Here is a 24,276-nt window from a genome sequence, read left to right as displayed (position 1 = left end):
AGCCGGGCCGCCGCGCGGCTACATTGGGGGCATGCGCTTCTTCATCGTCGACGCCTTCACCGACCGGGCCTTCGCCGGGAACTCCGCCGGGGTCGTCCTGCTGGACGAACCGGCCGACGCCGGGTGGATGCAGGACGTTGCCGCCGAGATGAAGCACGCCGAGACCGCCTTTGTCGTCACCGGCGGCGATGGCCCCAAGTCGTTGCGGTGGTTCACGCCCGAGGTCGAGGTTGCCCTCTGCGGGCACGCCACCCTCGCCACCACCCACGTGCTCGGCGGTGAGCAGGTCTACACCACCCTCAGCGGCGAACTCCGCGCCAGGGCCGCGGACGGCTGGGTCGAGCTGGACTTCCCGTCCGACCCGCCGCAGGACACCGACGACGACCTGGCCGGGATCCTCCCCGGCGTCGAAATCACCTACACCGGGCGCGGCGTCGACAACCTCTTCGCCGTCCTCGCCGACGCCGAAGCCGTCCGGACGCTCGAGCCGGACCTCGCCGCTCTCAAGAAGACCTGGAAGGGCCGCCTGCTGGTCACCGCGCAGGGCGACCGCACCGACTACGTCAGCCGCATGTTCGCTCCGGGCGTCGGCATCGACGAAGACCCCGTCACCGGCTCCGCACACTGCATCCTGTCGCCCTACTGGTCCGAACGGCTCGGCCGGAAGGAACTCGTCGGCGAGCAGGCCTCGCGGCGCGGCGGGATCGTGCGGACCCGCCAGGACGGCGACCGCGTCCACCTCGCCGGCCAGGCCGTCACGGTCCTCAGCGGGGAGCTGCACGTCTGATGCGCGTCCTGCTGAACATCATCTGGCTCCTGCTGTGCGGCTTCTGGATGGCGCTGGGCTACCTGGTCGCCGGCGTGATCTGCTGCATCCTGATCGTCACCATCCCGTTCGGGCTGGCGTCGTTCCGGATCGCCAACTACGCGCTCTGGCCGTTCGGCCGCACGGTCGTCGACCGGCGCGACGCCGGCGCCGCCTCCTGCCTCGGCAACGTCATCTGGTTCGTCTTCGCCGGGCTGTGGCTGGCCATCGGGCACGTCTTCACCGGCATCGCGCTGTGCGTGACGATCGTCGGCATCCCGCTCGGCATCGCGAACTTCAAGATGATCCCCGTGTCGCTGATGCCGCTCGGCAAGGAGATCGTCGAAATCCCCTGACCTACGACTCGGGTTCGTAGGGCAGCTTCACCACCAGGCACGGCCCACCGACGAACAGGCCGCCGTCGACGCCCAGCGCCTTGCCGCCCGCGTACAGGAACGGCCCTTCGATCTGGGTCGGGTGGATGCCCAGCTGGTCGGCGATGACGCTGTGCCCGTGCACGATCCGGGTCCCGCCGAGGACGTCCATCAGCTTCTGCGCGTTCTCCTCGCCGTCCGGGCCGCGGAAGGCGTAACGCGTGGTCATCCGGCGCCAGACGTCCCACCAGGCCTCGATGTCGGAACCCGCGAGGATCTCGCCCGCCGTCTCGTTGATCTCCTCGACCGACGAACCCCAGTCGAGGTACTCGAGCGTGTCCGAGTGCAGCAGCAGGTGGTCGGCGGCGAGCGCGGCCAGCGGACGCGCCGCCAGCCACTCGATGTGCTCGGGGGTCAGCCGGTCCTGGTCGGAGAGCAGGCCGCCGTTGATCTCCCAGCTGCGGGCGAAGCTGCGCGGGCCGAAGTCGGACGGCACCGGCTCGTCGCCGAAGTGGTACATGCCGAGCGCGAGGATCTCGTGGTTGCCCAGCAGGGTCTGGACCTGGCCGCCGTCGACGGCCGCCTGCTCCTCCAGCCGCATGACGAGGTCGATCGCGCCGACGCCGTCCGGGCCGCGGTCGACGAAGTCGCCGAGGAACCACAGCTCGTCCTCGCCGCCGGACCAGTTGTCCCGCTCGTCGAGCAGGCCCTCGGATCTCAGCGCTTCGGCCAGCTCGTCCCGGTGCCCGTGGACGTCGCCGACCACGTACGTCGACTTGCTCATCCGGTGACGATAAGCCCTGCTCCCGGTGCGGCGTAGGTCAGCCTTCGCCGAACGGGTCCAGGGTCCGCCCGATCAGGTCAGCGACCGAGTCGATCACCAGTGTGGGCCGATACGGATAGCGTTCGGCCGACTCCCGGCTGGATATGCCGGTGAGCACCAGAATGGTCTGCAGCCCGGCTTCGATACCCGAGTGCACGTCGGTGTCCATCCGGTCGCCGATCATCAGCGTCGACTCCGAGTGCGCGCCGAGGCGGCGCAGCGCCGAGCGCATCATCAGCGGGTTCGGCTTGCCGACGTAGTACGGCGAACGGCCGGTGGCCCGCTCGATCAGCGCCGCGACGGACCCGGTCGCGGGCATCGAGCCCTCCAGGCTCGGGCCGGTCGCGTCGGGGTTGGTCGCGATGAACTTCGCGCCGCCCTCGATCAGCCGGATCGCGCGGGTGATGGCGCTGAAGCTGTACGTGCGGGTCTCGCCCAGCACGACGTAGTCGGGGTCGCGCTCGGTGAGCACGTAGCCGACCTCGTGCAGCGCCGTGGTGAGGCCCGCCTCGCCGATGACGAACGCCGAGCCGTTCGGCCGCTGCGAGGAGAGGAACTTCGCGGTCGCCAGCGCCGAGGTCCAGATCGACTCCTCGGGGATGTCGAGCCCGGTGCGCTCCAGCCGGGCCCGCAGGTCGCGCGGGGTGTAGATCGAGTTGTTCGTCAGCACCAGGAAGTCGATGCCGTTGGCCTTGAGCTCGGCGAGGAACTCGTCGGCACCCGGGACGAGGTGCTCCTCCTTCACCAGGACGCCGTCCATGTCGGAAAGGTACGTCCACCGGCGTTCGTTCATGGGCGGAACCTATCACGCGCGCGAGGCACCTGCGGTCCGTGCCGAAAAGGGCTACAGTGGAAATTGCCGGTCACGCGAGGGGAGTCGCATCGCCGGTCACCGAGGGGGTTCGGGGGAATACTTTTCGTCGTCGACGGCGCTAGTGCCGTGACGCAATTCGTCCTGCCCCCGTCCGCAAAGGGGGAGAACACATGACGGAAATCATCGAGCGCCCGGCGTCCGCGACCCCGGCCACCGGGCCGAACTGGGGACTCACCAAGTTCCTCGACCCGCTGCCCATTCCGCCGGTGCTGCGGCCCCATTCTTGGTGGGGCCAGGACATGATCACTATTCCGATGATCACCAAACGGCAGAAGCTGCACTCGCAATTGCCCGAAAGTACGTTGTGGACGTACGCGGGACATTTCCCGGGTCCGACGATCGAAGTGCGCAGCGGCAAGCAGCTGCGGATTTCGTGGACGAACGAAATCGACGGCGAGTTCCCGCTCGTGGCCGTTCAGGGCCCGGTCGCGGACGCGCCGACGAGCCGCCCGGGGCGTGAGCTGGACCGGCCGGGCTACCGGATCATCGACGGCGTCTCGGACCTGCCGTCCTGGACGGTGGTGCACCTGCACGGCGCGCGCACCAACGCCGGCAACGACGGGTGGGCGCACAACGCGGGTCTCAAGGGCACGTCCCAGCTGGCGGAGTACCAGAACCGCCAGCCGGCGATGCCGCTGTGGTACCACGACCACGCCATGGCGATCACGCGCTTCAACGTGCACACGGGCCTGGCGGGGATGTACCTGGTCCGCGACGACGAGGAGGACTCGCTCGGCCTGCCGCACGGCGACCGCGAGATCCCGCTGATCATCACCGACCGCAACCTCGACCTCGATCCGGCCACGCAGACCCTCACCGGGCAGCTGCTGTTCAAGGTGCCGGAGGCGCCGGGCGGCGCGCTGATCCCGTTCTCGGGGCCGTTCAACCTGGTCAACGGCGTGATCTGGCCGCATCTGGACGTCGACGCGCGGTGGTACCGCTTCCGGCTGCTCAACGCGGCCAACTCGCGCTTCTACACGCTCAACCTCGTCGACGAGGGCAACGTGGCGCACAACGAGGCCGTCCGCCTGATCGGCACCGACGGCGGCCTGCTGCCCGTGCCCACGGAGCTGCCGAAGGACGGCCTGACCGTCGCGCCTGCCGAGCGGTTCGACATCCTGATCGACTTCAGCCGCTTCAAGGGGCAGAAGGTCAAGCTGCGCAACACCGACCCGCGGCTGGGCTCGGTCGAGCCGGACCTGATGGAGTTCCGGGTGGACGGCCGGGACCGGCACGACCCGTTCCGGCTGCCGGAGCGGATCTCGACGTCGTACGTGCGGGTCCAGCACGGCACGACGCTGCCGGACGACCACCACCACGTCTGGGTCGCGCTGCTGCTCAACGCCGACGGCCACCCGGAGATGTGGGACCTCGAGCAGATCGAGGCCGATCCGGGCGGCGAGGGGATCATCCAGCTCCAGGACCCGAACGGCGGGCTGCGGACGTTCCGCCGGGTCGGACGGCTGTTCGACGACACCACGGGGATCTTCCTCGACCACGACCGGTGGGCGGTGTGGAACCTCGTGCACGTGGCGAACGGCGGTCCGCAGCACCCGATCCACATCCACCTGACAGAGTTCCAGGCGCTGTTCCGCCGCGGCTTCACCACGACGTTCGACCCGCAGGCGGGCCGGACGACGACACCGCTCACGGGCTTCCACGACATCGCGCTGGAGAAGTACGAGGAGGGCTGGAAGGACACGATCATCGTGAAGCCGGGCGAGTGGGTGAGCGTCGCCGGCCAGTTCGGCGGCGGAACCGGCGAGTTCATGTTCCACTGCCACATCCTCGACCACGAGGACGAGGGCATGATGCGGCCGTTCGTGGTGCACCCGCCGGAGGTGGCGAAGTTCCACGTCCACCCGGGCGGCGACCACCACCACTGACGGGACCGGCCCGAACGCCCCAATGTGGCCTTGGGTGCGCTGGTGAACACTGCGGCGCGAAGCGCCTCCGTTGAGGGCGGCGGTGGGGGCATGGGCGGAGCACCAAAGGCCACCTTGGGGTGCTCTGGTCAGGGGGCCGCGGCCGGGTGGATCGCCACGGTCGCGGCCTTCACCGACAGCGTCACCGCCGAGCCCGGTTCCAGGGCCAGCTCGGCCACCGCGGCCGGGGTGAGGTCGGCGGTGAGGCCGCTGGCCCAGCCGTCGCCCTCGGTGCGGACGCGGATCACCGGCCCGTGCGGTTCGAGGGCCGCGACGGTCGCGCCGGCGGTGTTGCGGGGGCTGCCGCGGTGCTCGCCGTCGTGCGGGTAGACCGCGACCGCGTTCGGCGGGAACACCGCCACCGCCGGCTCCTCGGGCACGACGCCCGGCGCCGGGATGCCGCTGACCACCTCGCCGGACGCCGTCCGCAGTCCCTCGGGCACGGCCGTCCCGGCGACCAGGTTGAGCCCGGCGATCCGCGCGGTGAAGGCCGTCCGCGGCGCCGAAAGCACGTCCCGGGTCGGGCCGCGTTCGACGATGCGGCCCTCGTTCAGCACCGCGACGTGGTCGGCGAGCGCGAGCGCGTCCAGCGGGTCGTGCGTGACCAGCACGGTCGTCGGCCCGGTCTTCAGCACCCGCCGCAGCAGGCCGCGGATGGCCGGTGCCGCGTCGACGTCCAGTGCGGCGAACGGCTCGTCGAGCAGCAGCAGGTCCGGCTCGGCGGCCAGTGCCCTGGCGATCGCGACGCGCTGGGCCTGCCCTCCTGACAGCTGCGACGGCCGCCGGTCGGCCAGCGCCACGGCGTCCACTTCGGCCAGCCAGTAGAACGCCCGCTCCCGCGCGGCGCGGCGCCCCGAGCCGGTCGAGCGCGGCGCGAACGCGACGTTGTCGGCCGCGGACAGGTGCGGGAAGAGCAGCGCGTCCTGGGAAAGCAGCCCGATGCCACGGCGATGCGGCGGCACGCCGTCCAGCGCGCGCCCGGCCACCGTGATCTCCGCCGACGACGGCGTGACGAGCCCGGCGAGACAGCCCAGGACGGTCGACTTGCCGGAGCCGTTCGGGCCGAGCAGCGCCAGCACGCTCCCGGCGGGCACGTCGAGGTCGACGTCCAGGTGGAACGAGCCGCGGACGACGTCGATCCGCGCGGCGAGGCTCACCGGAGGCCGCCTTCCCACGAGCGCGGCCGCGCGAGGGCGATGACGACGATCGCGACGACGATGAGCAGCAGCGCGAGCGCGACCGCGCTGTCGACGTCCACTTCGGCCTGCGTGTAGACCTCCAGCGGCAGCGTGCGCGTGACGTCTTCGAGGCTGCCCGCGAAGGTGATCGTGGCGCCGAACTCGCCGAGCGCGCGGGCGAAGCTGAGGACGACGCCGGAGCCGAGCGCGGGCAGCAGCAGCGGCAGCGTGACCCGGCGGAACACCGTCCACGGGCGCGCGCCGAGCGTCGCGGCGACCTGCTCGTAGCGGTCGCCGGAGCCGCGCAGCGCCCCTTCGAGGCTGATCACCAGGAACGGCATCGCGACGAACGTCTGCGCGATGACCACGGCGGTCGTCGTGAACGGGACGGATTCGCCGGTCAGCGCGGTGATCAGGATGCCGAGGAAACCCTTGCGGCCGAGCAGGTAGAGCAGCGCGAGCCCGCCGACCACCGGCGGCAGCACGAGCGGCAGGAGCACGACCGGCCGCAGCAGCCGGACACCGCGGAAGCGGGCCCGCGCGAGCACCACGGCCAGCGGGACACCAAGCAGCACACAGGCCACTGTGGACAGTGCGGCGGTGACCAGTGACAGGCGCAGGGCGTGCAGCGACGACGGCGTGACGATCAGCGACGGCAGCCGGGTCAGGTCCGTGCGGACGAGCAGGCCGACGACCGGCAGCACGACCAGCGCCAGCGCCAGCGCGGCCGGGACGGCCAGCACCCACGGCACGCGCGAGTGGCCGGCCGGAGACTGCCCCGGCCGGCCGCTCGCGGATCGCCTACTGCGCAGCGCCGAACCCGGCCTTCGTCAGCTCGTTCTTGCCTTCGGTGCCGAGGACGAACTCCTCGAACTGGTGCGCCAGGTCGGCCTGGCCACCCTTCACCACGGCGATCGGGTAGCTGTTGATCGCCTGCCCGGCCTGCGGGAAGTCCACCTTGTCGACCTTGCCCGCGGCGGCGTTGACGTCGGTGACGTAGACCAGGCCCGCGTCGGCGTCGCCGGACTGGACCTTCGCCAGCACCTGCTTGACGTCCTGCTCCTCGCTCTTCGGCTTGAGCGTGACGCCGGCGGCCTGCTCGGCCTTCTGGGCCGCCGCCCCGCACGGCACCTGCGGCGCGCAGGTGATCACGGACACGCCGGTCTTGTTCAGGTCGGCGAGCGACCGGATGCCCTTCGGGTTGCCCGGGGCGACCGCGATGGCCAGCTTGTTCGTGGCGAAGACGGCCGGCTGGCCGTCGATCACCCCGCCCTGCACGGCCTTGTCCATGTTCGCCTGGTCGGCGGCGGCGAAGACGTCGGCCTTCGCGCCGTTGGCCAGCTGCTGCGCCAGGGTGGACGAACCCGCGAAGCTGAACTTCACGGTCACCCCGGAGTGCTGGGCTTCGAACTGCTTGCCGAGCGCGGTGAACGACTCGGTGAGCGACGCGGCGGCGAACACGGTCAGCGTGCCACCGCCGCCGGCGTTGCCGGACCCCTTCGGCGCGGGCGCGGTGACCGACGCGCCGGGCTGCGTGCTGGGCTCGTCCGAGCTGCTGCACGCGCCCGCGAAGAGGGCAACTGCGGCCACGGCGAGAGCGAGCTGTGACAGCCGGGGCTTCGCCCCGGGCCGGGGGCTCCGCCACCCGGACCCCCGAAAAGCAGGCTTCTTCATTTACTTCCTTCCGGTGTTTCCACCACGACAGTGGTCGCTTTGACCACCGCAACCGCGAGCACCCCAGGGCGCAGGCCCAGCTCGCGGACGGCTTCCGTACTCATCAGGGACACCACCCGGTGTGCCCCGCACTGCAGTTCCACCTGCGCCATCACCTTGTCGGCGATGACCTCGGTGACCAGCCCGACGAACCGGTTGCGGGCCGAGCGGCCGACCGCGGTGGGGTCGTCGGGGCCGGCGGCCTGCGCCCGGGCGAACCCGGCCAGCTGGGCGCCGTCGACGACCTTGCGGCCGGCGGCGTCGTCGGTGGCGGTCAGCTGCCCCGCGCGCACCCACCTCCGGACGGTGTCGTCGCTGACCCCGAGCAGGCGCGCGGCCTCGGACAACCGAAATTGCGGCATGCCCGAGACATTATCTCCGCAGTTGAGGAAAGGCTATGCGGGGCGCCCGCGCTCCTCCAGTTCCGCGCGCAGGTGTTCGTTCATGACGGTCTGATAACGCTCGATGGCTTTTCGCTCGGCCGGGGAAAACCGCGCGAGCAGCTCACGCAGCGGCTCCATGATCGACTCGAAGAGCGGCGCGTAGCGGTCGGCGGCCCCGGGCACGACCTCGACGAGGACCTTGCGCCGGTCCTCCGGATCGCGGACCCGGCGGACCAGCCCGATCTTCTCCAGCCGGTCGATGACGCCGGTGACCGCGCCGGTGGACAGGCCGGTGAGCTCGGCGATCCGGCCGGCGGTGAGCGGGCCCTCGGCGTGGCCGACGAGGTCGAACGTCTTGTGGTCGGTGCCGGACAGGCCCATCCGCTCGGCGATCCTGGTGTGCCGGAGAACGGTGAGCGTGCTGCCTTCGCGGCCCAATTCCGCGAAACGGAAGAGTTCCTCGTCGGTGACCGGGTAAGTCTTTTCCGTCACAGTCTCCACTTTCGAGGTAGTTCGGCAACTGAACCACTTACTGCGCAAAGTATCCTAGCGGGCCGTTCCGGAGCTACCCTGTGCGTAATGACAGCAGTGGATCTCGGGTTTCCTCGCGTCCCCGGTACACGAGGATCGTCTCGCGTGCCCCGGCCCGAGAACCCCCGCCTCATCGACACCTTCGGCCGGGTGGCCACCGATCTGCGGGTTTCCCTGACGGATCGGTGCAACCTGCGCTGCACCTACTGCATGCCCGCGGAAGGCCTCGACTGGATGCCGGGCGAGCAGGTGCTGACCGACGACGAGCTGGTACGGCTGATGCGCATCGCCGTCGAACTGCTCGGCGTCACCGACATCCGGCTCACCGGCGGCGAGCCGCTGCTGCGGCCGGGCCTGGAGGACCTCGTCGCGCGGATCACGGCGTTGTCGCCGCGGCCCCGGCTGTCCATGACCACCAACGGGATCGGCCTCGCCAAGCGCGCGGCCGGGCTCGCCGCGGCGGGCCTGGACCGGATCAACGTCTCGCTCGACACGGTCGACCCGGAGATGTTCGTCAAGATCACCCGGCGCGACCGGCTCTCGCACGTCCTGGCCGGGCTGGCCGCGGCCCGCGACGCCGGGATGTCGCCGGTGAAGGTCAACGCCGTGCTGATCCGCGGGCTCAACGAGACCGAAGCCGTGCCGCTGCTGAAGTTCTGCCTCGCCGAGGGCTACCACCTGCGGTTCATCGAGCAGATGCCGCTGGACGCCCAGCACGGCTGGAACCGCGGCGAGATGATCACCGCGGCCGAGATCCTTTCGATGCTGGAGACGTCGTTCAAGCTGACCCCGGCCTCGGAGGCCCGCGGCGGGGCGCCGGCGGAGCGCTGGCTGGTCGACGGCGGCCCCGGCGACGTCGGCGTGATCGCGTCGGTGACCAGGCCGTTCTGCGCGGCGTGCGAGCGGACCCGGCTGACCGCGGACGGCGCGGTCCGGTCGTGCCTGTTCAGCAACGACGAGACGGACCTGCGCTCCCTCGCGCGCGCGGGCGCGCGCGATGAAGAGATTGCGGACGCCTGGCGGGCGACGATGTGGGGCAAGCTCGCCGGCCACGAGATCAACGACGCCGGATTCGCCCAGCCGATCCGGCCGATGAGCGCGATCGGCGGTTGAGATGGAGACCCTGACCATCGTGGTGCGCTACTTCGCCTCGGCCCGCGCCGCGGCGGGCGTGGAGGAGGAGAAGCTGCGGCTGTCCTCGGACGCGTCGGTCGCGGAGGCGATCGCCGAGCTGCGCCGCCGCCACCCGGAGGGCCTGCCACGCGTCCTGGACGCGGCCAGCTACCTGCTGGACGGCATCGCGGTCCGCGACCTGAACCGCCCCCTGACAGACGGCGCGGAGCTGGACGTCCTCCCACCCTTCGCCGGCGGCTGACGCCCCCGGCCCACATGCCACAAGAGCCGACACGCGTGATCGAGCAGCCGACACGCGTGATCGAGCAGCCGACACGCGTGATTGGGCAGCCGACACGCCGAGGCGTGGCCGGCACCACCGTGTCGACCCTCCCGTTACGCGTGTCGACCTCCTGATCACGCGTGTCGACCTCCTGATCACGCGAGTCGACCCTCCAGACACGCGACCCGACCCTCCAGGTACGCGAGCCGACTCTCCGGGTACGCGGGCCGACCGTTCGAGGACGGGACCGACCGCTCGGCGACGCCCTTCCCGCGCCTCGGCGTGGCACCTACGCGCTCCCGGCCGTTCGCGGCAGGCTGAACGCCGTCGATCGTGACGCCATCCGGTGACGCATTTCGCCTGGTCGACTGCGTTGCGTTGCACCCGGTCGCCGCGTCCGCCCGCCGGAACGCCTCCGGCCGGGGCGGTAAACCCCACTAACAGGTGGGACAGTTGTGACTCATGGGGCACGAGTGACGCGATTGTCAAGTCTGGCGCCGCACCGCCGGGGGTCATAAGATGCGCGCTCCAATGCGTGACCGGGTGCCGCGAATGGTCCATTCGCTGCGCAAAACACGTGATGCAAGCCTCACGATCCGTGTTTTATCTCGGCAAGGAAACGGGCAGATAACGGCCCTCTGACCTGCGAAAACAGGCTCATCGACCGGGGTTGCGTGTCGTTACTGTGACGTAGGTCACGCCCCGAATAATTTCCGATCACGGCTCTCGTTACGTACCGTCGCTTTTCGGTTGGCCCCGACCGACCGACGCAAGACCGGGAATCCGTAGCGCCTAGCCCTGTCCAACGGATCCCCGGACCCATACCCCGAGCGAAAGCATTTCCGGACAGGGACGAGGGGACGACGAAGACGCGCCGTGCGTCGGACTCGTCTGCCGGTCTGAGATGGCCGGCGCCAGGACCCCGATCCTGACCCTCACCACAGGTTCGTAGGCGCTGGGAAACCGAGAAGCATCCAAATGTCTTACCGTGGCAAGCACCGCAAGATGTCCGCTGCTACCCGCACCGTTGCTCGCGTCGCCATCGCGGGCATCGCGGTCGGCGCTCCCCTCGCGATCGCCGCGACCCCCGCGTCGGCGACCAACTGGGACGCCATCGCGCAGTGCGAAAGCAGCGGCAACTGGAGCACCAACACCGGCAACGGCTACTACGGCGGCCTGCAGTTCTCGCAGAGCACGTGGAAGGCCTACGGCGGCACCGGCAGCGCGGCGAACGCTTCCCGCGAGGAGCAGATCGCCGTGGCCGAGCGCGTCCTGCAGGGCCAGGGCCTCGGTGCGTGGCCGGTCTGTGGCAAGAAGGGCGGCGGCTCGTCGGCCCCGAAGGCCACCCACAAGACCACGACCAAGAAGTCGACCGCGCCGAAGAAGACCGTTGCCCCGAAGCCGGCGGCGGCCCCGGCGGTGACCGGTGTGAGCAGCTCGAACCCGGCCGGTGACTACACCGTCGTGGCGGGCGACACGCTGTCCAAGATCGCCAAGCAGTTCAACGTCCAGGGCGGCTACAAGAAGCTGCAGGAGCTGAACGCGAAGTACATCCCGAACGCGGACCTGATCCTCGTCGGCCAGAAGATCGCCACCAAGTGACGATCGCGCACTGATGCGCAAGTCCGGCCTCGAGCCGTGACGTCACGAACCCTCCACCGCCGATCCCCCGGGCGGTGGAGGGTTCGTGCTTTGCGCCGTCGTCGAACGCCGCGCGCTCAGCTTTCGCGGATGCGCTCCGCCTCCGCCAGCTGCATCCGCTCCCCCCTCCGCAGCACCTCGATCACGAGCTTCAGCTGCTCCTCGGCGTAGTCCTCCAGCAGCTCGCGGCCCGCGCGCTCGATCGGCCCGTACAGCTCCGCCAGCAGCTGCGCCGCCTTCGGGGTCAGCTCGACCACCGCCCGGCGGCGGTCCTCCGCGTCCGTGCGGCGAGTCAGGTGCCCCGCCCTGGTCAGGCGCTGGATTGCCGTCGTCGTGGCCGCCGGGCTCAGGCCCGCCTTGACCGCCAGCGCCCCCGCCGTCAGCGCTCCCTCCGCCGACACCAGGCCGAGAATGCGCAGGTCCGTGCGGTTCACCTCCAGCTTGGCCGCCGCCGCCTCGTCCACGGCGTCGTTCGCCGCACCGAAGGCCGATGCCGCGTGGGTTGCCTCTGTGACCAGTGATTGCTTCGACACTCGAAAGAGTATACCTTGGCCGGTAAGTATTTCGATCGTCGAAAGGTTTTGGTCATGACCACCACCCGCGCCGCCCTGCCCCGCTGGCTCCGGCCCGCCAACCGCCTCATCCGCCTCCTGACGCGCCTGGGCCTCCCGCTGGGCACAATCCACGTCCTGACCGTCCCCGGCCGTCTCTCGGGCGTTCCGCGGCCCACTCCGGTCTCGCCGCTGACCGTCGACGGCCGGCGCTACGTCATCGCCGGCGTTCCCGAGGGCGACTGGGCGCGCAACGTCCGCGCCGCCGGCCGGGGCGAGCTGGCCTGCGGGCGCCGGAAGGAGGCCGTCACGCTGGAAGAAGTCACCGATCCCGGGGTCCGCACGGACGTCATGCGGGCCTTCCCGCGCGAGGTGCCGCACGGCGTGCCGATGTTCGTCCGGCTCGGTCTCGTCTCCGGCCCGGACCCCGACGAGTTCGCCGCGGCCGCCGGCCGGGTCGCGGTGTTCCGGCTCAGGGCGAGTTGACCCACTCGTCCGTGCCGTCGGTGAAGTGCTGGTGCTTCCACACCGGCAGGCGCGCCTTCACCTCGTCCACGAGGTCCGAGCAGGCCGAGAACGCCTGGCCGCGGTGCTCGGCCGCGACGGCGCAGGCCAGCGCCACGTCGCCGATCGCCAGGTGCCCGACGCGGTGGCTCACCGCCACCGCCCGGACGCCGGTCCAGCGGGCCGCCAGGTCGGCCACCACCTCGGCGATCACCTCGCCCGCGCTCGGGTGGCCCTCGTAGGTCAGGTCGCGGACGCCCTTGCCGCCGTCGTGGTCGCGGACCACCCCCGCGAACGTCACCACCGCGCCCGCCGCGTCGTCCTCGACCAGCCGGGCGTGCTCCTCGACCGACAGGACGTCCTCGGTCACCAGCGCCCGCGCCACGCGCACGGAAGGCCCGGCGGCGGCCGGACGCGGGTGGTCGCCGCCCGCCAGCTGGTCGACGGCGTGGTCGAGGATGCCGTCGAGGACGCCGAGGCCGTCCTTCACGCCGCCGGCGGAGCCCGGCAGGTTCACGACCAGGGTGCGCCCCGCCACGCCCGCGACCCCGCGCGACAGCACGGCGGTCGGGACCTTCGGCAGCCCGGCGGCGCGGATCGCGTCGGCGACGCCCGGCAGCTCGTGGTCCAGCAGCGCGCGGGTGACGTCCGGCGTCCGGTCGGTCGGCGAGATGCCGGTGCCGCCCGTGGTGAGCACCACGGCGACGCCGTCGGCCAGCGCGGCCCGCAGCGCGACGCCGACCGGATCGCCGTCCTCGACGACCACCGGCGCCGGAACGTCGTAGCCGCGGTCGGCCAGCCAGGCGGCGATCACCGGGCCGGTCTTGTCCTCGTAGACGCCCTTCGCGGCGCGGTTGGACGCCACGATCACGCGCGCGCTGCGCTTCACGGCCGCTCCCAGGTTCCGGTCTTGCCGCCGTCCTTGCGGAGCAGGCGGACCTCGTCCAGTGTCGCCGCCGGATCGACGGCCTTGATCATGTCGTGCAACGTCAGCCCGGCGACCGCCACGGCGGTCAGCGCCTCCATCTCGACGCCGGTGACGTCGGTGGTCTTCGCCGTCGCGCGGATGCGGACCTCGGCGTCGCCCAGCTCGAACTCCACCTTGACGCCGGACAGCGCGATCTGGTGGCAGAGCGGGATCAGCTCGGGCACCCGCTTGGCGCCCATGATCCCGGCGATGCGCGCGGTCGCCAGCGCGTCACCCTTGGGCAGGCCATCGGTGGCCAGCAGCCGGAGCACCTCGGCGGTCGTGCGCACGGTGCCCGCGGCAAGCGCGGTGCGCGCGGTGGCGGTCTTGCCGGAGACGTCGACCATCCGGGCGGCGCCGGTCTCGTCGACGTGGCTGAGTTCACTCACACGGCGAGGCTACTTCCGTGCGGAGCGGACCGGCCCGCGGGATTCTCTTGTGGTGACCCCGGCAGACGAGCGGCAGTCCGGCCCGCGGCCGCTGGTCCTGGCGGCGGGAATCGTCGCGATCGAGTTCGCGGCGGCTGTCACCGGCTTCGTGGCTTCCACCCTGCTGCCGGTCGTCACCGGCGAGCTGGCGGCGCAGAACGCCCTCGCTCTCCTGATCGCGGGTTCGACGCTGGGGCTGTTCGTCGCGCTTCCGCTGGCGAGCCGGGTGCTGCACCGGCTGGGCGCGCACGGCACTCTCACCCTCGGGATGTGCGCCTACCTCGGCGGGCTCGCCCTCGCCGCCACCGCCCGGACGGCGTGGATGTTCGCCGTGGGGCAGTTTTCCACCGGGCTCGCCAGTGGCCTGCTGGCGGTGTTCGGAGTCGGTTCGGCGATCCGGCACCTCGACGAGCGGCTGCGCCTGCGGGTCGTCGCGGCGTCGTCGGCGATGTGGATCCTGCCCGCGCTGGCCGGCCCCGCCGCGACACTGGGCCTGGAGCGGCTCGTGGGGTGGCGCTGGACATTGCTGGTACCCGTGCCGTTCGTCCTTTTCGGACGGTTGCTGGTCGTACGCGCCGTCCGGGCCGAGCCGCCCGCGCCGGCGGCGCACCGCCCGCTGGGCCGGACGTTGCTGATCCCGCTCGGCGCGGCCGGTGTCGTGCTGAGCTCGGGCTGGTGGCCACTCGTGATCGTCGGGGCCGGGACCGCGCTGGTGGGAATGGTGGCGGTTCTGCCCGCGGGCACCGCGCGGTTGCAGCGTGGGACACCAGCCGCGCTCGGGGCGATGACGCTGTTCGCGGTCGGGTATTTCGGGGCGGACAGCCTGATCACGGTGCTCTTGACGGCCGGCTACCGGGTGAGCCTCGGCGAAGCGGCGATCATCCTGAGCGCCGCCCCGCTCGGCTGGGCGGTGACGAGCCTGCTGCTCACCCGGTTCACCGGCACGCACTTTCCCGCGACCGGGCTGAGCATGACGGCGCTCGGCACCACCGTGCTGGCGGCCGACCTCGCCGCAGGCCGCTCGTTCGTCGTGGCCCTTGTCGCGTGGACGGTGGCCGGGATCGGTGTGGGGTTCGCCTATCCCGGGTTGTACGTCCGGGCGACCACTGCGGGCACGAGCGGCTTCACCGCCACGGAGCTGGCCACTGCCGTCATCACCGCCGAGTGCACCGGACAGCTCCTGGGCCGCGCCGTCGGCGGCGCGCTGAGTTCGGCCGGTGACGACGGCGGCTTGTTCGCCTCCTACCTGGTGTTCGGGGCTGTCCTGGTGGCCTCGGTGATCGCGGCCGGACGGACGTCGGCCGACGAGCAGGGTCAGCCGCCACCCCTGCCGGCGCCGGGCTGATGTCCGGAACACCTCGATGATCACGACCGAACAGATGTCAACCCGCCGAACAGGCCGAACCCTCCTGCCACCCGGGCCGTGGCCGCCGCCTCCGCCGGGACCGGACGGGCCGGCTCTGCCGCGCATGCCGTGTCCTGTGCCGGGCGGGCTCCCGATGCCAGGAACGACGACACAGCGTTGTTCAAGCAACTGTTCGTGCCGAACAAATACGCCCCATGGCCACCCTGGTCGGCCGTGACCAGGCGGGCCCGGGTGCCCAGCGCCTGGCGTAGCCGGAGGGCTCCCGCCAGTGGTGTTGCCGGGTCGCGGAGGTTCTGGGTCATCAGCACGTTCGCCGGGCCGTGGTCGCCGATGCGGACCGGGGGCTCGACCGGATCCGACGGCCAGAACGCGCACGGCCAGACGTTGGCCGCCGCCGCGCCGAACATCGGGTGGCGGAAGCGGTCGATGGCCACGTTCTTCTGGTACGTCCACAGCGATTCCGGCCAGTCCGAGTCGCCGCACACCACGTACAGCTGGCTCGACAGGAGGTTGTCCGGGTCCGGGACGCCGCTGCCCGGTGGTGGCGGGACCGGGGTGCCGCGGTCCAGCGCCTGCCACACCGAAGCCAGGTACGGCAGCGTCGCGTCGCTGTACATCATCCCCAGCGTGAACTGGCGGAACAGCGGCCCGGTGATGCCCTGCGGGCTCGGCTGCGCGTCCAGCCGCCTGGCCAGGTCGAAGTACTTCGCCGTCACCTGGGCCTGGTTCGCGCCCAGGCCGTACTCCGGATGGGCCACCGCGAACGCCGCGAAGTCCGGGAAGCGGTCCTCGAAACCCTGGCCGAACAACCGCGAACCCGTGACGTCCAGGCCACCCGGGCTCGTGTTGCTGTCGAGCACGATCCGGTCGCTGCGCTGCGGAAACAGCGTCGTGTACACCGCGCCGAGGTACGAACCGTACGAGACGCCGTAGTACGACACCCTCGGCTCGCCCAGTGCCGCCCGGATCCGGTCCATGTCGCGGGCCGTGTTCGCCGTCGTGACGTACGGCAGCATCCACGCCGTCCGCGAAGCGCCGCACTGGCGCGCGATCCCCTTCACGTACTCCGCGCGCGCGGCGACGTCGGCCGCGTTGCGTGCGTACGGCGGGACGTTGCTCATCTGCTGCTCGGGCGCCAGGTCGCACGTCACCGGCGTGCTGTGCCCGACGCCGCGTGGGTCGAAGCCGATGAGGTCGTACGTGTCGAGCACGCTCTTCGGCAGGCCGATCGCCGCCAGCACCGCCGGGAGCGTCAGGCCAGGGCCACCCGGGCCGCCGGGGTTGGTCAGCAGCACACCCCGGCGCTTCGCCGGGTCGGGCGCCTTGAGCCGCGAGATCGCCACCTGGATCGCCGGCCCGTCGGGCCGCCGGTAGTCCAGCGGGACGTCGAGTGTCGCGCACTCCAGCCCCGGCGCGGCCGCGTCCGCCGGGCACGCACCCCACCGGATCGGGCCCGGCGCCGCGGACGCGACGCCGGGCACCACAGTCATCGTCACGACCGCCACCATGGCGGCCAGCCGGCTCTTCCCCATCCCGCGCACCCCCTGCGAGTCGGCCTTCAGCCTAGGACGGCAGGGGGCGCCGGGTCGTCCGTCGTGAGGAGGATCGGGGGTCCTACGAAGTGAGGATTCAGCCCTGCTCCGCCCGGACCGCCTTGCGGACCGCCTCGGCGACCGCGGGGGCCACCGCGCTGTCGAACACGCTCGGGACGATGAACGACGCGTTGAGCTTGCCGTTGTCGACGACGTCGGCGATCGCGTCGGCCGCGGCCAGCAGCATCGTGTCGTCGATGTTGTGCGCGTGCGCGTCCAGCAGGCCGCGGAAGACGCCGGGGAAGGCCAGGACGTTGTTGATCTGGTTCGGGAAGTCGCTGCGGCCGGTCGCGACGACGGCGGCGTGCTTCTGCGCCTCCAGCGGGTCGATCTCCGGGTCCGGGTTCGCCAGCGCGAAGACCACCGCGTCCTTGTTCATCGTGGCGACCTGCTCGGCGCCGAACAGGTTCGGCGCGGAGACGCCGATGAAGACGTCGGCCCCTTGCAGCGCCTCGTGCAGGGTGCCGCTGACCTGCTGCTTGTTGGTGTGCGCGGCGATCCAGGCCAGGTTGTCGTCGAGGTTGCCGCGCGCGGAGTGGACGATGCCGTCGATGTCCGCGGCGACGATGTCGGCCGGGTTCTTGCGCAGCAGCAGCCGGATGATCGCCGAGCCCGCCGCGCCGACGCCGCTGACCACGATCTTGCAGTCCTCGATGTTCTTCCCGACCACGCGCAGGGCGTTGCGCAGCGCGGCCACGACCACGATCGCGGTGCCGTGCTGGTCGTCGTGGAACACCGGGATGTCCAGCTGCTCGCGCAGCCGCTTCTCGATCTCGAAGCAGCGCGGCGCCGCGATGTCCTCGAGGTTGATCCCGGCGTACACCGGCGCGATCGCCTTCGCGATCTTGATGATCTCCTCGGTGTCCTGGGTGTCCAGGCACACCGGCCACGCGTCGACGTCGGCGAACTTCTTGAACAGCGCCGCCTTGCCCTCCATCACCGGCAGCGCGGCGGCCGGCCCGATGTTGCCGAGGCCGAGCACGGCGGAGCCGTCGGTGAGCACGGCGACGGTGTTGCGCTTGATGGTCAGCCGTCGCGCGTCCTCGGGGTTCGCGGCGATCGCCTGGCAGACACGCGCGACGCCCGGGGTGTAGGCGCGGGAGAGGTCGTCACGGTTGCGGAGCGCGACCTTCGGCGTGACCTCGATCTTGCCGCCGAGGTGGATCAGGAACGTCCGGTCGGAGACCTTGCGGACCTTGACGCCGGGCAGCGAGTCCAGCGTCTGGGTGATGTCGTTCGCGTGGTTCTCCGACAGCGCGTTGGCGCTGATGTCGACCACGATCGAGTCGGTGTGGGACTCGACGACGTCGAACGCGGTCAGCACGCCGCCGACCCGCCCGACGGCGGTGGTCAGGTCACCGGCCGCGGTGGACGAGGCCGGGGCCTCGACCCGGACGGTGATCGAATATCCGGGACCGGGAACCGGCATGGCACTTACCCCCGCATGGGAAAGGTGGGCTGGGACGGGAGCGAACCTACTCCCGTGACCGCCCTCACGAGGGGCCGATACCGGTACTGACCAGTAACTATGGGGTCAGCGGTTGATCTCGGTCTCCGGGTGCACGTAGGGCACCGTCTCGAGCGGGAACGTGACGTCGCCGAACGGCGACAGCGCGCCCTGACGGTCGGACGCGAGCTCGGTCACGGGGTGCTCGCCGTCCTCGCCCGGCCAGGTCGGGTCGATGCCCTTGTGCTTCTTCTCACCCTTGGCCACAACGTCCTCCACAGCACGTGCTCGACACTTCGGGAGACAGTCTGCCTCAGCCCGGGCGGACCAGCGCAACCGCCCGGTACCCTGGTCTTCTATGCCCGCGACCTCTTTGGCGGACTGGCTGCGCGCGGAGTCCGACGCCGCACTCACCGAGCTGCTCCGCACGCGGCGCGACCTGTCCACGCCCCCGCCGTCCGACAGCACGGTGCTGGCCACCCGGGCCGGCACGCCGGGCTCGGTCGCGCGCGCCTGCGAGGACCTCGACAGCTTCACCCTCGCCGTGCTCGAAGCGTGCCTGCTGGCCGGCGCGGACCGCGATCCGGTGCCGGTGTCCGCGGTCGCCGAGCTGGTCGAGGCCGACGTCGCCGAGCCGCTGGCCCGGCTGCGCGCACGGGCGCTGGCCTGGGGCCCGGACGACGCCCTGCGCGTGCCGCCCGCGGCCCGGGAGGCGCTCGGGCCGTTCCCGGCCGGGCTCGGCGCGTCGCTGCCGTCGCTGGCAGGCGAGGACCTCGGCGCGCGGCTCGCGGAGCTGTCCGACGACGAACGCGCGGTGCTGACCGCCCTCGCCGCGGGCCCGCCCATCGGCCGCACCCGCGACGCCGGGCTCGACGTGTCGCTGGAGAAGGCCGAGACGCCGGTGCAGAAGCTGCTCGCCAGGGGCCTGCTGCTGCGGCGCGACGACCAGACCGTCGAGCTGCCGCGCGAACTCGGCGTCGCCGTCCGCGGCGGGGTCTTCCCGCCGGGGACCCTGACCGAGCCGGAGCTGCCGGTCCAGCCGCACGAGCCGTCCACTGTGGACAAGGCGGCGGCCGGTGAGGCCATGGAGTTCCTGCGGCACACCGAATCCCTGCTGCGGTCGTGGTCGGCCACGCCACCGCCGGTGCTCAAGTCGGGCGGGCTCGGCGTGCGCGAGCTGAAGAAGCTCGCCAAGGACCTGGAAGTCGACGAGACGCAGGCGACCCTGCTCGCCGAGCTGGTCGTCGGCGCCGGGCTCGTCGCGGACAGCGAGACGACCGTGCCCGAGTGGGTGCCGACGACGCTGACCGACTCGTGGCTCGCGTCGCCGGCCGCGCAGCGGTGGATGACGCTCGCCCAGGCGTGGCTGGAGCTGCCGCGGCTGCCCGGGCTGGCCGGCGGCCGGGACGCCAAGGACAAGCCGATCGCGCCGCTGTCGGAGGACCTGCGCCGTCCGCTGGCCCCGGTCGCCCGGCGCCGGGTGCTTTCCGCGCTGGCCGACCTGCCCGAGGGCGACGGCGTGAAGAGCGTCGACGACCTCGTCGCGGTGCTGGCCTGGCGTGCCCCGCGGCGCGGCGGGCGGCTGCGGGACGAGACCGTCCGCTGGACGATGGCCGAGGCGTCGGCGCTGGGCCTCGTCGGGCTCGGCGGGCTCACCACGGCGGCGCGGGCCCTGCTCGCCGACGACCGGCCGGGCGCGGTGGAGGCGATCCTGGACGCGCTGCCCGCGCCGGTGGACCACGTGCTGCTGCAGGCCGACCTGACGGTCGTCGCGCCCGGCCCGCTGGAGCCGGAGCTGGCCGCGGAGATGGACGCGGTCGCCGACGTCGAGTCGGCCGGGCACGCGACGGTCTACCGGATCACCGAGGCGTCGGTGCGGCGCGCGCTCGACACCGGCCGCACCGCCGGGGAGCTGCACGCGCTGTTCAAGGCGAAGTCGGCGACCCCGGTCCCGCAGGGACTGAGCTACCTGATCGACGACGTCGCCCGGCGCCACGGACGGCTGCGCGGCGGCGTCGCGGCGTCCTTCCTGCGCTGCGACGACGAGGCGTTGCTGGCCGAGGTGCTGGCCAACCCGGTCGCGGCCGAGCACGACCTGCGCCAGATCGCACCGACGGTCGTGATCAGCCCCGACCCCCTCCACGAGGTGCTGGCCGGGCTGCGCGCGGCCGGCTTCGCCCCGGCGGCGGAGGGCCCGGACGGCCGGGTGGTCGACATCCGCCCAGGCGGACGCCGGCTGCCGGCGAAGGCACGGGCGGCCCGGCGCAGCCCGGGCGAGCAGGCGGTGCTGACCGAGGACCAGGCCGCGCGGATCGTGTCGAACCTGCGCGCAGGCGACGCGGCATCGGCCCGCCGCCGCGGTTCGGCGGTCCGGGCACCGGTCGGCGGCGGCGCGGACACGTCGGCAACGCTGGAACTGCTGTCCCGGGCGACCCTGGAGCGGCGCGAGGTGTGGATCGGATTCGTCGACTCACGCGGGACGGCGACCCAGCGCGTGGTCCGGCCGGTGCGGGTCGGGGGCGGGATTCTCGAAGGCGAGAACAACGAGCGGTACTCCCTGCACCGCATCACCTCCGCGGCCCTCGTGGAGGACTGACCCGGGCGCGCGCCCAATGTGGCCTTGGGTGCGCTTGTGAACACAGCCTCCGTTGAGGGTGGCGGTGGGGGCATGGGAGGAGCACCGAAGGCCACATTGGGACGCTTGGGCGAAGCGGACCGTCAGAGGGCGCGCAGGCCGGCCAGGACGCGTTCCATGAACTCCCGGGACGAACGGTCGCCGAGGATCAGTTCCGTCTGGTGGATCAGGACCAGGCCGATGTCCGCCATGTCGCCGACCAGGACCTTCACCACCCCCAGCGGGAGGCGCAGGTGGGCCGCGATCTCCGCCACCGAGCGGGTGTCGAGGCACAGGTCGCAGATGCGGCGGTGCTCCACCGACCGGACACCGCGGTAGCGGCGGCCGTCGTCGGACGTCGAGACCAGGGCCTCCAGGGCCAGGTTGTGGTCGGACCGCGTGCGGCCGCCCGTGCGCGTGTACGGGCGGACGCGGGAGTTCGCCGAGGCCACGCGGGCAGGCTCGTTCCAGGACGGCTCCTGCCACGGCTCCGGCTGGGGGATCCAGCGGGTCTCCGGGTCCGGTGGCGGCGTCCAGTCCGACGGCGGGGCCCACGCCGGCGCCTGTGCCCGGGAGGGCGGTGCGGGCGGGCGGGTCACCGGGGGCCGGGGTGCCGGGGGGCGGGGCGGGGCCGGCGGGCGGGCCGCGCCGCGGGGTGGGGTCCAGGCCGGTTCCAGGGGCGGGGGCTCGTAGCGCTCGCCGTCCTGCCACTCCGGCTCGGCCGGGTCGTAGCCGTCGTCCTCCGGCACCGGCGACGAACCCCACTCGCGGGTGTCCTCGTCGGTGTAGCCCTGCGCGTCCGGCTTGGGCCGGGACGGCTTGCGCTTGGGCATGATCATCGACAGCGTCGACATGTCGAACTTGCTCGGCGAGTCGAAGCTCTCGCGCTCGGTGCCGCGGTGCAGGGCGTCCCAGGCGCTGGAGTCCGGATCGTCGAATCCCGAAATCCTCATCTCGCCCTACCCACGAACGCCGCCCTGGAGCTGCGCGCGCAGCTCGGGGGTGATCTGCTGGCCGACACGCTCGACGAGCAGGGTCATCTCGTAGGCGACCGTGCCGATGTCGCACGTCGGCGCGGCGAGGACCGCCAGTGACGAACCGTCCGAAACGGACATCAGGAACAAGTAGCCGCGCTCCATCTCCACCACGGTCTGGTTGACGCCGCCCGCTTCGAAGCAGCGGGCGGCGCCCTGGGTCAGGCTGATCAACCCGGACGCCACCGCGGACAGCTGTTCGGCACGCTCCTGCGGCAGCCCCTCCGAGGGCGCGAGGAGCAGCCCGTCCGCGGACACCAGAACGGCGTGCGCGGCGCCGGGTACCCGGCGCACGAAGTCCGTGATGAGCCAGCCGAACGTGCCCTGTCCGGAAGCCGTCACTCCTGCTCCTCCTTGCTCGTGCGGCGCCGCGCGCCGCACCCCGGAGCGTCCGGCACGGCCGGTCGGCGACGCCTCGGTAAAGCGTATTCGCCCCGCCGGTGGTGTCGAGCCCGCCACCGGACGGCCGCTGCGCACCCTACGTGCGCGAGCGGGTGCACTCCGCGCCGGCCTGTGCCACGCCACCCGTCCGGGGGTCACTCCGCCCCGCCGGTCTCCCGCCACCGCCGTCCGGCGTCCGCGCAGGTCAGCCACCGTGCCGGCGACCGGGCTCCGCCACCCCGCCCCCGACGCTACCGAAGGGGCCGGGCGGGTGACTGGTCCGGACGGCCGCACCACTCCCCGAAGTGGGTGAAGCACGCGGAGTTCACTCCAACGGCCGCATCCGGTCCGGGGCGTCATCGGCTATCCCGCGCGCAACGCCGTATCGTGCGCGATCGCGTGCTGGACGACCGAGATCAGCACCTGCTTGGCGGACTCCCGCTCCCGCGCGTCGCACGCCATGATCGGCACCGACGGCGCGATGGTGAGCGCGTGCCGGACGTCCTCGATCTGGTGGTGCAGCAGCCGGTCGAAGCAGTTGATGGCCACGACGTAGGGCAGCTTCCGGTTCTCGAAGAAGTCGATCGACGGGAACGCGTCGGCCAGCCGCCGCGTGTCCACCAGCACGACCGCGCCGATGGCGCCGACCGCCAGGTCGTCCCACATGAACCAGAACCGGTGCTGACCCGGGGTGCCGAAGACGTACAGCACCAGGTCCGAGTCCAGCGAGATGCGCCCGAAGTCCATCGCCACGGTGGTGGTGGTCTTGTTGGGCGTTGCCGAGGTGTCGTCGTGCCCGACGCTCGCCTCGGTCATCATGGCCTCGGTGGTCAGCGGGTCGATCTCGGAAATCGCCCCGACCAAAGTCGTCTTCCCCGAACCGAACCCGCCGGCGACCACGATCTTGGCCGACGAGGTCGGACCCGTCACCTGCGGCGCGTTCGCGTCGGAGTCAAATTCTCCGAAGCCCACTGAGCACCCTTTCCATGAACTCGATACTCGGGCGGTCGCCCACGGTCGGGCTGCTGGAGTGCACCAGCACCAGCCCGAGGCCCGCCACGTCACCAATCAACACGCGCACCACGCCGAGCGGCAGGCGCAGCAGCGCCGCCACCTCGGCCACCGACCGGGTGTCGAGGCACAGGTCGCAGATCGACCGGTGCTCGGGCACCCGGACCCGGTCGAGCATCCGGCCCTGCTCGCTGGTCGACACCAGCGCCTCGATGGCCAGGTCGAGCGTCGCCTTCGTCCGGCCACGGGTCCGGAAGTACGGCCGGACCAGGCCGGACGTCTCCATCTCGGTCGGCGGCGGCTCGTCGACGTACTCCTGGTGGGCCTGCCGCGGCAGCGCCGCGGCCAGCTCACCGGAGTCCGGCCCCGACGAGAAGTCCCGCTCGGTGCTGTACGCGGCGAAGTCGCGCGCGTCGTACAGCGGCCCGCTCGACCCGCCGAACAGCTCCGCGCCCGGGCCGCCGAGCAGCCGGTCGCGGTACTCGCCGCCGGCGTCGATCGGCCGGAGCGGCTCCTGCCCCGCGTTGCTGTCGGTCAGCCAGTTCGGCGGCTCCCGCACGGGGTCGCTGTCGGAAGCCTGCACGCGCCGCGCCCGCCACTCGCGGTCGACGCGTTCCCGGAACGACTGCCAGTCCTCCCGGCCGTCGCCCGGTTGCTCGGACCACCCGCCGGAGAAGTCGTCACCGAGCCGGCCATCACCCCTCAAGCGCCCGTCGTCCACGGCTCTCTCCTCGGTTC

Annotated in this window: 26 protein-coding genes; 9 read left to right on the top strand and 17 right to left on the bottom strand. The window is 71.9% G+C overall.

Going from position 1 to position 24,276, the window contains the following annotated elements; genetic code table 11:
* Positions 1-31: 31 nt before the first annotated feature.
* The gene (locus ABJI51_RS42550; RefSeq protein ID WP_348956890.1) at positions 32-787 is read left to right on the top strand and encodes a PhzF family phenazine biosynthesis protein; all 756 of its coding nucleotides are present in this window, start codon (positions 32-34) and stop codon (positions 785-787) included.
* A complete protein-coding gene (locus tag ABJI51_RS42545) occupies positions 787-1,161 on the top strand; it encodes a YccF domain-containing protein (RefSeq protein WP_348956889.1) in 375 nt (124 codons plus the stop codon). The genes ABJI51_RS42550 and ABJI51_RS42545 overlap by 1 nt, the downstream gene beginning before the upstream one ends.
* A gap of 1 nt (position 1,162) precedes the next feature.
* Here the strand turns inward: ABJI51_RS42545 and ABJI51_RS42540 are convergent, their stop codons facing one another.
* Both ABJI51_RS42540 and ABJI51_RS42535 read right to left on the bottom strand, forming a co-directional pair.
* Positions 1,163-1,963, bottom strand: coding sequence for a metallophosphoesterase (locus ABJI51_RS42540; protein ID WP_348956888.1), 801 nt, complete (start codon positions 1,961-1,963; stop codon positions 1,163-1,165).
* Between the two features lie 37 nt (positions 1,964-2,000).
* On the bottom strand, positions 2,001-2,795 hold the full coding sequence (locus ABJI51_RS42535) for an HAD-IIA family hydrolase (RefSeq protein ID WP_348956887.1): 795 nt from the start codon (positions 2,793-2,795) through the stop codon (positions 2,001-2,003).
* A gap of 191 nt (positions 2,796-2,986) precedes the next feature.
* On the opposite strand from ABJI51_RS42535, the gene ABJI51_RS42530 reads away from it, so the two are divergent.
* A complete protein-coding gene (locus ABJI51_RS42530; protein ID WP_348956886.1) occupies positions 2,987-4,762 on the top strand; it encodes a multicopper oxidase domain-containing protein in 1,776 nt (591 codons plus the stop codon).
* 128 nt (positions 4,763-4,890) lie between these two features.
* Here the strand turns inward: ABJI51_RS42530 and ABJI51_RS42525 are convergent, their stop codons facing one another.
* Genes ABJI51_RS42525 through ABJI51_RS42505 form a run of 5 tightly spaced genes read right to left on the bottom strand, consistent with a single transcriptional unit; the run spans position 4,891 to position 8,567 of the window.
* The gene (locus ABJI51_RS42525; protein WP_348956885.1) at positions 4,891-5,958 is read right to left on the bottom strand and encodes a sulfate/molybdate ABC transporter ATP-binding protein; all 1,068 of its coding nucleotides are present in this window, start codon (positions 5,956-5,958) and stop codon (positions 4,891-4,893) included.
* On the bottom strand, positions 5,955-6,722 hold the full coding sequence (locus tag ABJI51_RS42520; protein WP_348956925.1) for an ABC transporter permease: 768 nt from the start codon (positions 6,720-6,722) through the stop codon (positions 5,955-5,957). The genes ABJI51_RS42525 and ABJI51_RS42520 overlap by 4 nt, the downstream gene beginning before the upstream one ends.
* A 58-nt stretch (positions 6,723-6,780) precedes the next feature.
* The gene (gene modA / locus ABJI51_RS42515) at positions 6,781-7,590 is read right to left on the bottom strand and encodes a molybdate ABC transporter substrate-binding protein (RefSeq protein ID WP_348956924.1); all 810 of its coding nucleotides are present in this window, start codon (positions 7,588-7,590) and stop codon (positions 6,781-6,783) included.
* Positions 7,591-7,649: 59 nt separating this feature from the next.
* The gene (locus ABJI51_RS42510) at positions 7,650-8,054 is read right to left on the bottom strand and encodes a TOBE domain-containing protein (protein WP_348956884.1); all 405 of its coding nucleotides are present in this window, start codon (positions 8,052-8,054) and stop codon (positions 7,650-7,652) included.
* Positions 8,055-8,087: 33 nt separating this feature from the next.
* Positions 8,088-8,567 (bottom strand): MarR family winged helix-turn-helix transcriptional regulator, encoded by a 480-nt coding sequence (locus tag ABJI51_RS42505; protein WP_348956883.1) that lies wholly within the window; start codon positions 8,565-8,567, stop codon positions 8,088-8,090.
* Between the two features lie 144 nt (positions 8,568-8,711).
* Here ABJI51_RS42505 and moaA point away from each other — a divergent pair, with 144 nt between their 5' ends.
* The 3 genes from moaA to ABJI51_RS42490 all read left to right on the top strand — a co-directional run bounded on the left by moaA (position 8,712) and on the right by ABJI51_RS42490 (position 11,604).
* Positions 8,712-9,719 (top strand): GTP 3',8-cyclase MoaA, encoded by a 1,008-nt coding sequence (moaA, locus tag ABJI51_RS42500; protein ID WP_348956882.1) that lies wholly within the window; start codon positions 8,712-8,714, stop codon positions 9,717-9,719.
* 1 nt (position 9,720) lies between these two features.
* Positions 9,721-9,981 carry a MoaD/ThiS family protein gene (locus ABJI51_RS42495; RefSeq protein WP_348956881.1) on the top strand — a complete coding sequence of 87 codons (261 nt, stop codon included), beginning with the start codon at positions 9,721-9,723 and terminating at the stop codon, positions 9,979-9,981.
* Positions 9,982-10,980: 999 nt separating this feature from the next.
* Positions 10,981-11,604 carry a transglycosylase family protein gene (locus ABJI51_RS42490; RefSeq protein ID WP_348956880.1) on the top strand — a complete coding sequence of 208 codons (624 nt, stop codon included), beginning with the start codon at positions 10,981-10,983 and terminating at the stop codon, positions 11,602-11,604.
* Positions 11,605-11,720: 116 nt separating this feature from the next.
* On the opposite strand, the gene ABJI51_RS42485 is transcribed toward ABJI51_RS42490, so the two are convergent.
* Positions 11,721-12,176 carry a MarR family winged helix-turn-helix transcriptional regulator gene (locus tag ABJI51_RS42485; RefSeq protein ID WP_348956879.1) on the bottom strand — a complete coding sequence of 152 codons (456 nt, stop codon included), beginning with the start codon at positions 12,174-12,176 and terminating at the stop codon, positions 11,721-11,723.
* Between the two features lie 54 nt (positions 12,177-12,230).
* Between ABJI51_RS42485 and ABJI51_RS42480 the strand changes: the two genes are divergently transcribed.
* Complete coding sequence (locus tag ABJI51_RS42480) at positions 12,231-12,680, top strand: nitroreductase/quinone reductase family protein (protein WP_348956878.1); 450 nt, start codon at positions 12,231-12,233, stop codon at positions 12,678-12,680.
* Here ABJI51_RS42480 and ABJI51_RS42475 read toward each other — a convergent pair.
* Positions 12,667-13,587, bottom strand: a complete 921-nt coding sequence (locus tag ABJI51_RS42475) for a molybdenum cofactor biosynthesis protein MoaE (RefSeq protein ID WP_348956877.1) — start codon at positions 13,585-13,587, stop codon at positions 12,667-12,669. The two genes, ABJI51_RS42480 and ABJI51_RS42475, sit on opposite strands and share 14 nt — an antisense overlap.
* Positions 13,584-14,054 (bottom strand): cyclic pyranopterin monophosphate synthase MoaC, encoded by a 471-nt coding sequence (gene moaC, locus ABJI51_RS42470; RefSeq protein WP_348956876.1) that lies wholly within the window; start codon positions 14,052-14,054, stop codon positions 13,584-13,586. The genes ABJI51_RS42475 and moaC overlap by 4 nt, the downstream gene beginning before the upstream one ends.
* Positions 14,055-14,106: 52 nt before the next feature.
* Between moaC and ABJI51_RS42465 the strand changes: the two genes are divergently transcribed.
* Positions 14,107-15,438: an MFS transporter gene (locus tag ABJI51_RS42465; protein ID WP_348956875.1), complete on the top strand. Its 1,332-nt coding sequence runs from the start codon at positions 14,107-14,109 to the stop codon at positions 15,436-15,438.
* Between the two features lie 20 nt (positions 15,439-15,458).
* On the opposite strand, the gene ABJI51_RS42460 is transcribed toward ABJI51_RS42465, so the two are convergent.
* The 3 genes from ABJI51_RS42460 to ABJI51_RS42450 form a co-directional block, all read right to left on the bottom strand.
* Positions 15,459-16,991: an alpha/beta hydrolase gene (locus ABJI51_RS42460; RefSeq protein WP_348956874.1), complete on the bottom strand. Its 1,533-nt coding sequence runs from the start codon at positions 16,989-16,991 to the stop codon at positions 15,459-15,461.
* A 97-nt stretch (positions 16,992-17,088) separates the two neighbouring features.
* Positions 17,089-18,480, bottom strand: a complete 1,392-nt coding sequence (locus ABJI51_RS42455) for an NAD-dependent malic enzyme (protein WP_348956873.1) — start codon at positions 18,478-18,480, stop codon at positions 17,089-17,091.
* A 105-nt stretch (positions 18,481-18,585) separates the two neighbouring features.
* On the bottom strand, positions 18,586-18,765 hold the full coding sequence (locus ABJI51_RS42450) for a hypothetical protein (RefSeq protein WP_348956872.1): 180 nt from the start codon (positions 18,763-18,765) through the stop codon (positions 18,586-18,588).
* Between the two features lie 91 nt (positions 18,766-18,856).
* On the opposite strand from ABJI51_RS42450, the gene ABJI51_RS42445 reads away from it, so the two are divergent.
* On the top strand, positions 18,857-21,094 hold the full coding sequence (locus tag ABJI51_RS42445) for a helicase-associated domain-containing protein (protein WP_348956871.1): 2,238 nt from the start codon (positions 18,857-18,859) through the stop codon (positions 21,092-21,094).
* A 122-nt stretch (positions 21,095-21,216) separates the two neighbouring features.
* Here the strand turns inward: ABJI51_RS42445 and ABJI51_RS42440 are convergent, their stop codons facing one another.
* From ABJI51_RS42440 to ABJI51_RS42425, 4 genes are all read right to left on the bottom strand, one after another.
* Positions 21,217-22,065 (bottom strand): DUF742 domain-containing protein, encoded by an 849-nt coding sequence (locus tag ABJI51_RS42440; RefSeq protein WP_348956870.1) that lies wholly within the window; start codon positions 22,063-22,065, stop codon positions 21,217-21,219.
* Between the two features lie 6 nt (positions 22,066-22,071).
* On the bottom strand, positions 22,072-22,488 hold the full coding sequence (locus ABJI51_RS42435) for a roadblock/LC7 domain-containing protein (protein ID WP_072476021.1): 417 nt from the start codon (positions 22,486-22,488) through the stop codon (positions 22,072-22,074).
* Between the two features lie 402 nt (positions 22,489-22,890).
* On the bottom strand, positions 22,891-23,499 hold the full coding sequence (locus tag ABJI51_RS42430; RefSeq protein ID WP_003085371.1) for a GTP-binding protein: 609 nt from the start codon (positions 23,497-23,499) through the stop codon (positions 22,891-22,893).
* Positions 23,480-24,259, bottom strand: coding sequence for a DUF742 domain-containing protein (locus ABJI51_RS42425; RefSeq protein ID WP_348956869.1), 780 nt, complete (start codon positions 24,257-24,259; stop codon positions 23,480-23,482). Before ABJI51_RS42425 ends, ABJI51_RS42430 begins: the two co-directional genes overlap by 20 nt.
* Positions 24,260-24,276 lie beyond the last annotated feature (17 nt).

Origin of the sequence: Amycolatopsis melonis (genome assembly GCF_040064235.1) — a bacterium.
GTDB classification, from domain to species: Bacteria; Actinomycetota; Actinomycetes; order Mycobacteriales; family Pseudonocardiaceae; genus Amycolatopsis; species Amycolatopsis melonis.
The sequence above is the reverse complement of the archived record's forward strand: the minus strand, read 5'-3'. Positions and strand labels throughout refer to the sequence as shown.

What these genes read in the sequence shown, in the direction of transcription:
- ABJI51_RS42550 (WP_348956890.1), top strand. Translation starts at nt 32, where the DNA reads ATGCGCTTCTTCATCGTCGACGCCTTCACCGACCGGGCCTTCGCCGGG.
- ABJI51_RS42545 (WP_348956889.1), top strand. Translation starts at nt 787, where the DNA reads ATGCGCGTCCTGCTGAACATCATCTGGCTCCTGCTGTGCGGCTTCTGG.
- ABJI51_RS42540 (WP_348956888.1), bottom strand. Translation starts at nt 1,963, where the DNA reads ATGAGCAAGTCGACGTACGTGGTCGGCGACGTCCACGGGCACCGGGAC.
- ABJI51_RS42535 (WP_348956887.1), bottom strand. Translation starts at nt 2,795, where the DNA reads ATGAACGAACGCCGGTGGACGTACCTTTCCGACATGGACGGCGTCCTG.
- ABJI51_RS42530 (WP_348956886.1), top strand. Translation starts at nt 2,987, where the DNA reads ATGACGGAAATCATCGAGCGCCCGGCGTCCGCGACCCCGGCCACCGGG.
- ABJI51_RS42510 (WP_348956884.1), bottom strand. Translation starts at nt 8,054, where the DNA reads ATGCCGCAATTTCGGTTGTCCGAGGCCGCGCGCCTGCTCGGGGTCAGC.
- ABJI51_RS42495 (WP_348956881.1), top strand. Translation starts at nt 9,721, where the DNA reads ATGGAGACCCTGACCATCGTGGTGCGCTACTTCGCCTCGGCCCGCGCC.
- ABJI51_RS42490 (WP_348956880.1), top strand. Translation starts at nt 10,981, where the DNA reads ATGTCTTACCGTGGCAAGCACCGCAAGATGTCCGCTGCTACCCGCACC.
- ABJI51_RS42480 (WP_348956878.1), top strand. Translation starts at nt 12,231, where the DNA reads ATGACCACCACCCGCGCCGCCCTGCCCCGCTGGCTCCGGCCCGCCAAC.
- ABJI51_RS42460 (WP_348956874.1), bottom strand. Translation starts at nt 16,991, where the DNA reads ATGGGGAAGAGCCGGCTGGCCGCCATGGTGGCGGTCGTGACGATGACT.
- ABJI51_RS42455 (WP_348956873.1), bottom strand. Translation starts at nt 18,480, where the DNA reads ATGCCGGTTCCCGGTCCCGGATATTCGATCACCGTCCGGGTCGAGGCC.
- ABJI51_RS42445 (WP_348956871.1), top strand. Translation starts at nt 18,857, where the DNA reads ATGCCCGCGACCTCTTTGGCGGACTGGCTGCGCGCGGAGTCCGACGCC.
- ABJI51_RS42440 (WP_348956870.1), bottom strand. Translation starts at nt 22,065, where the DNA reads ATGAGGATTTCGGGATTCGACGATCCGGACTCCAGCGCCTGGGACGCC.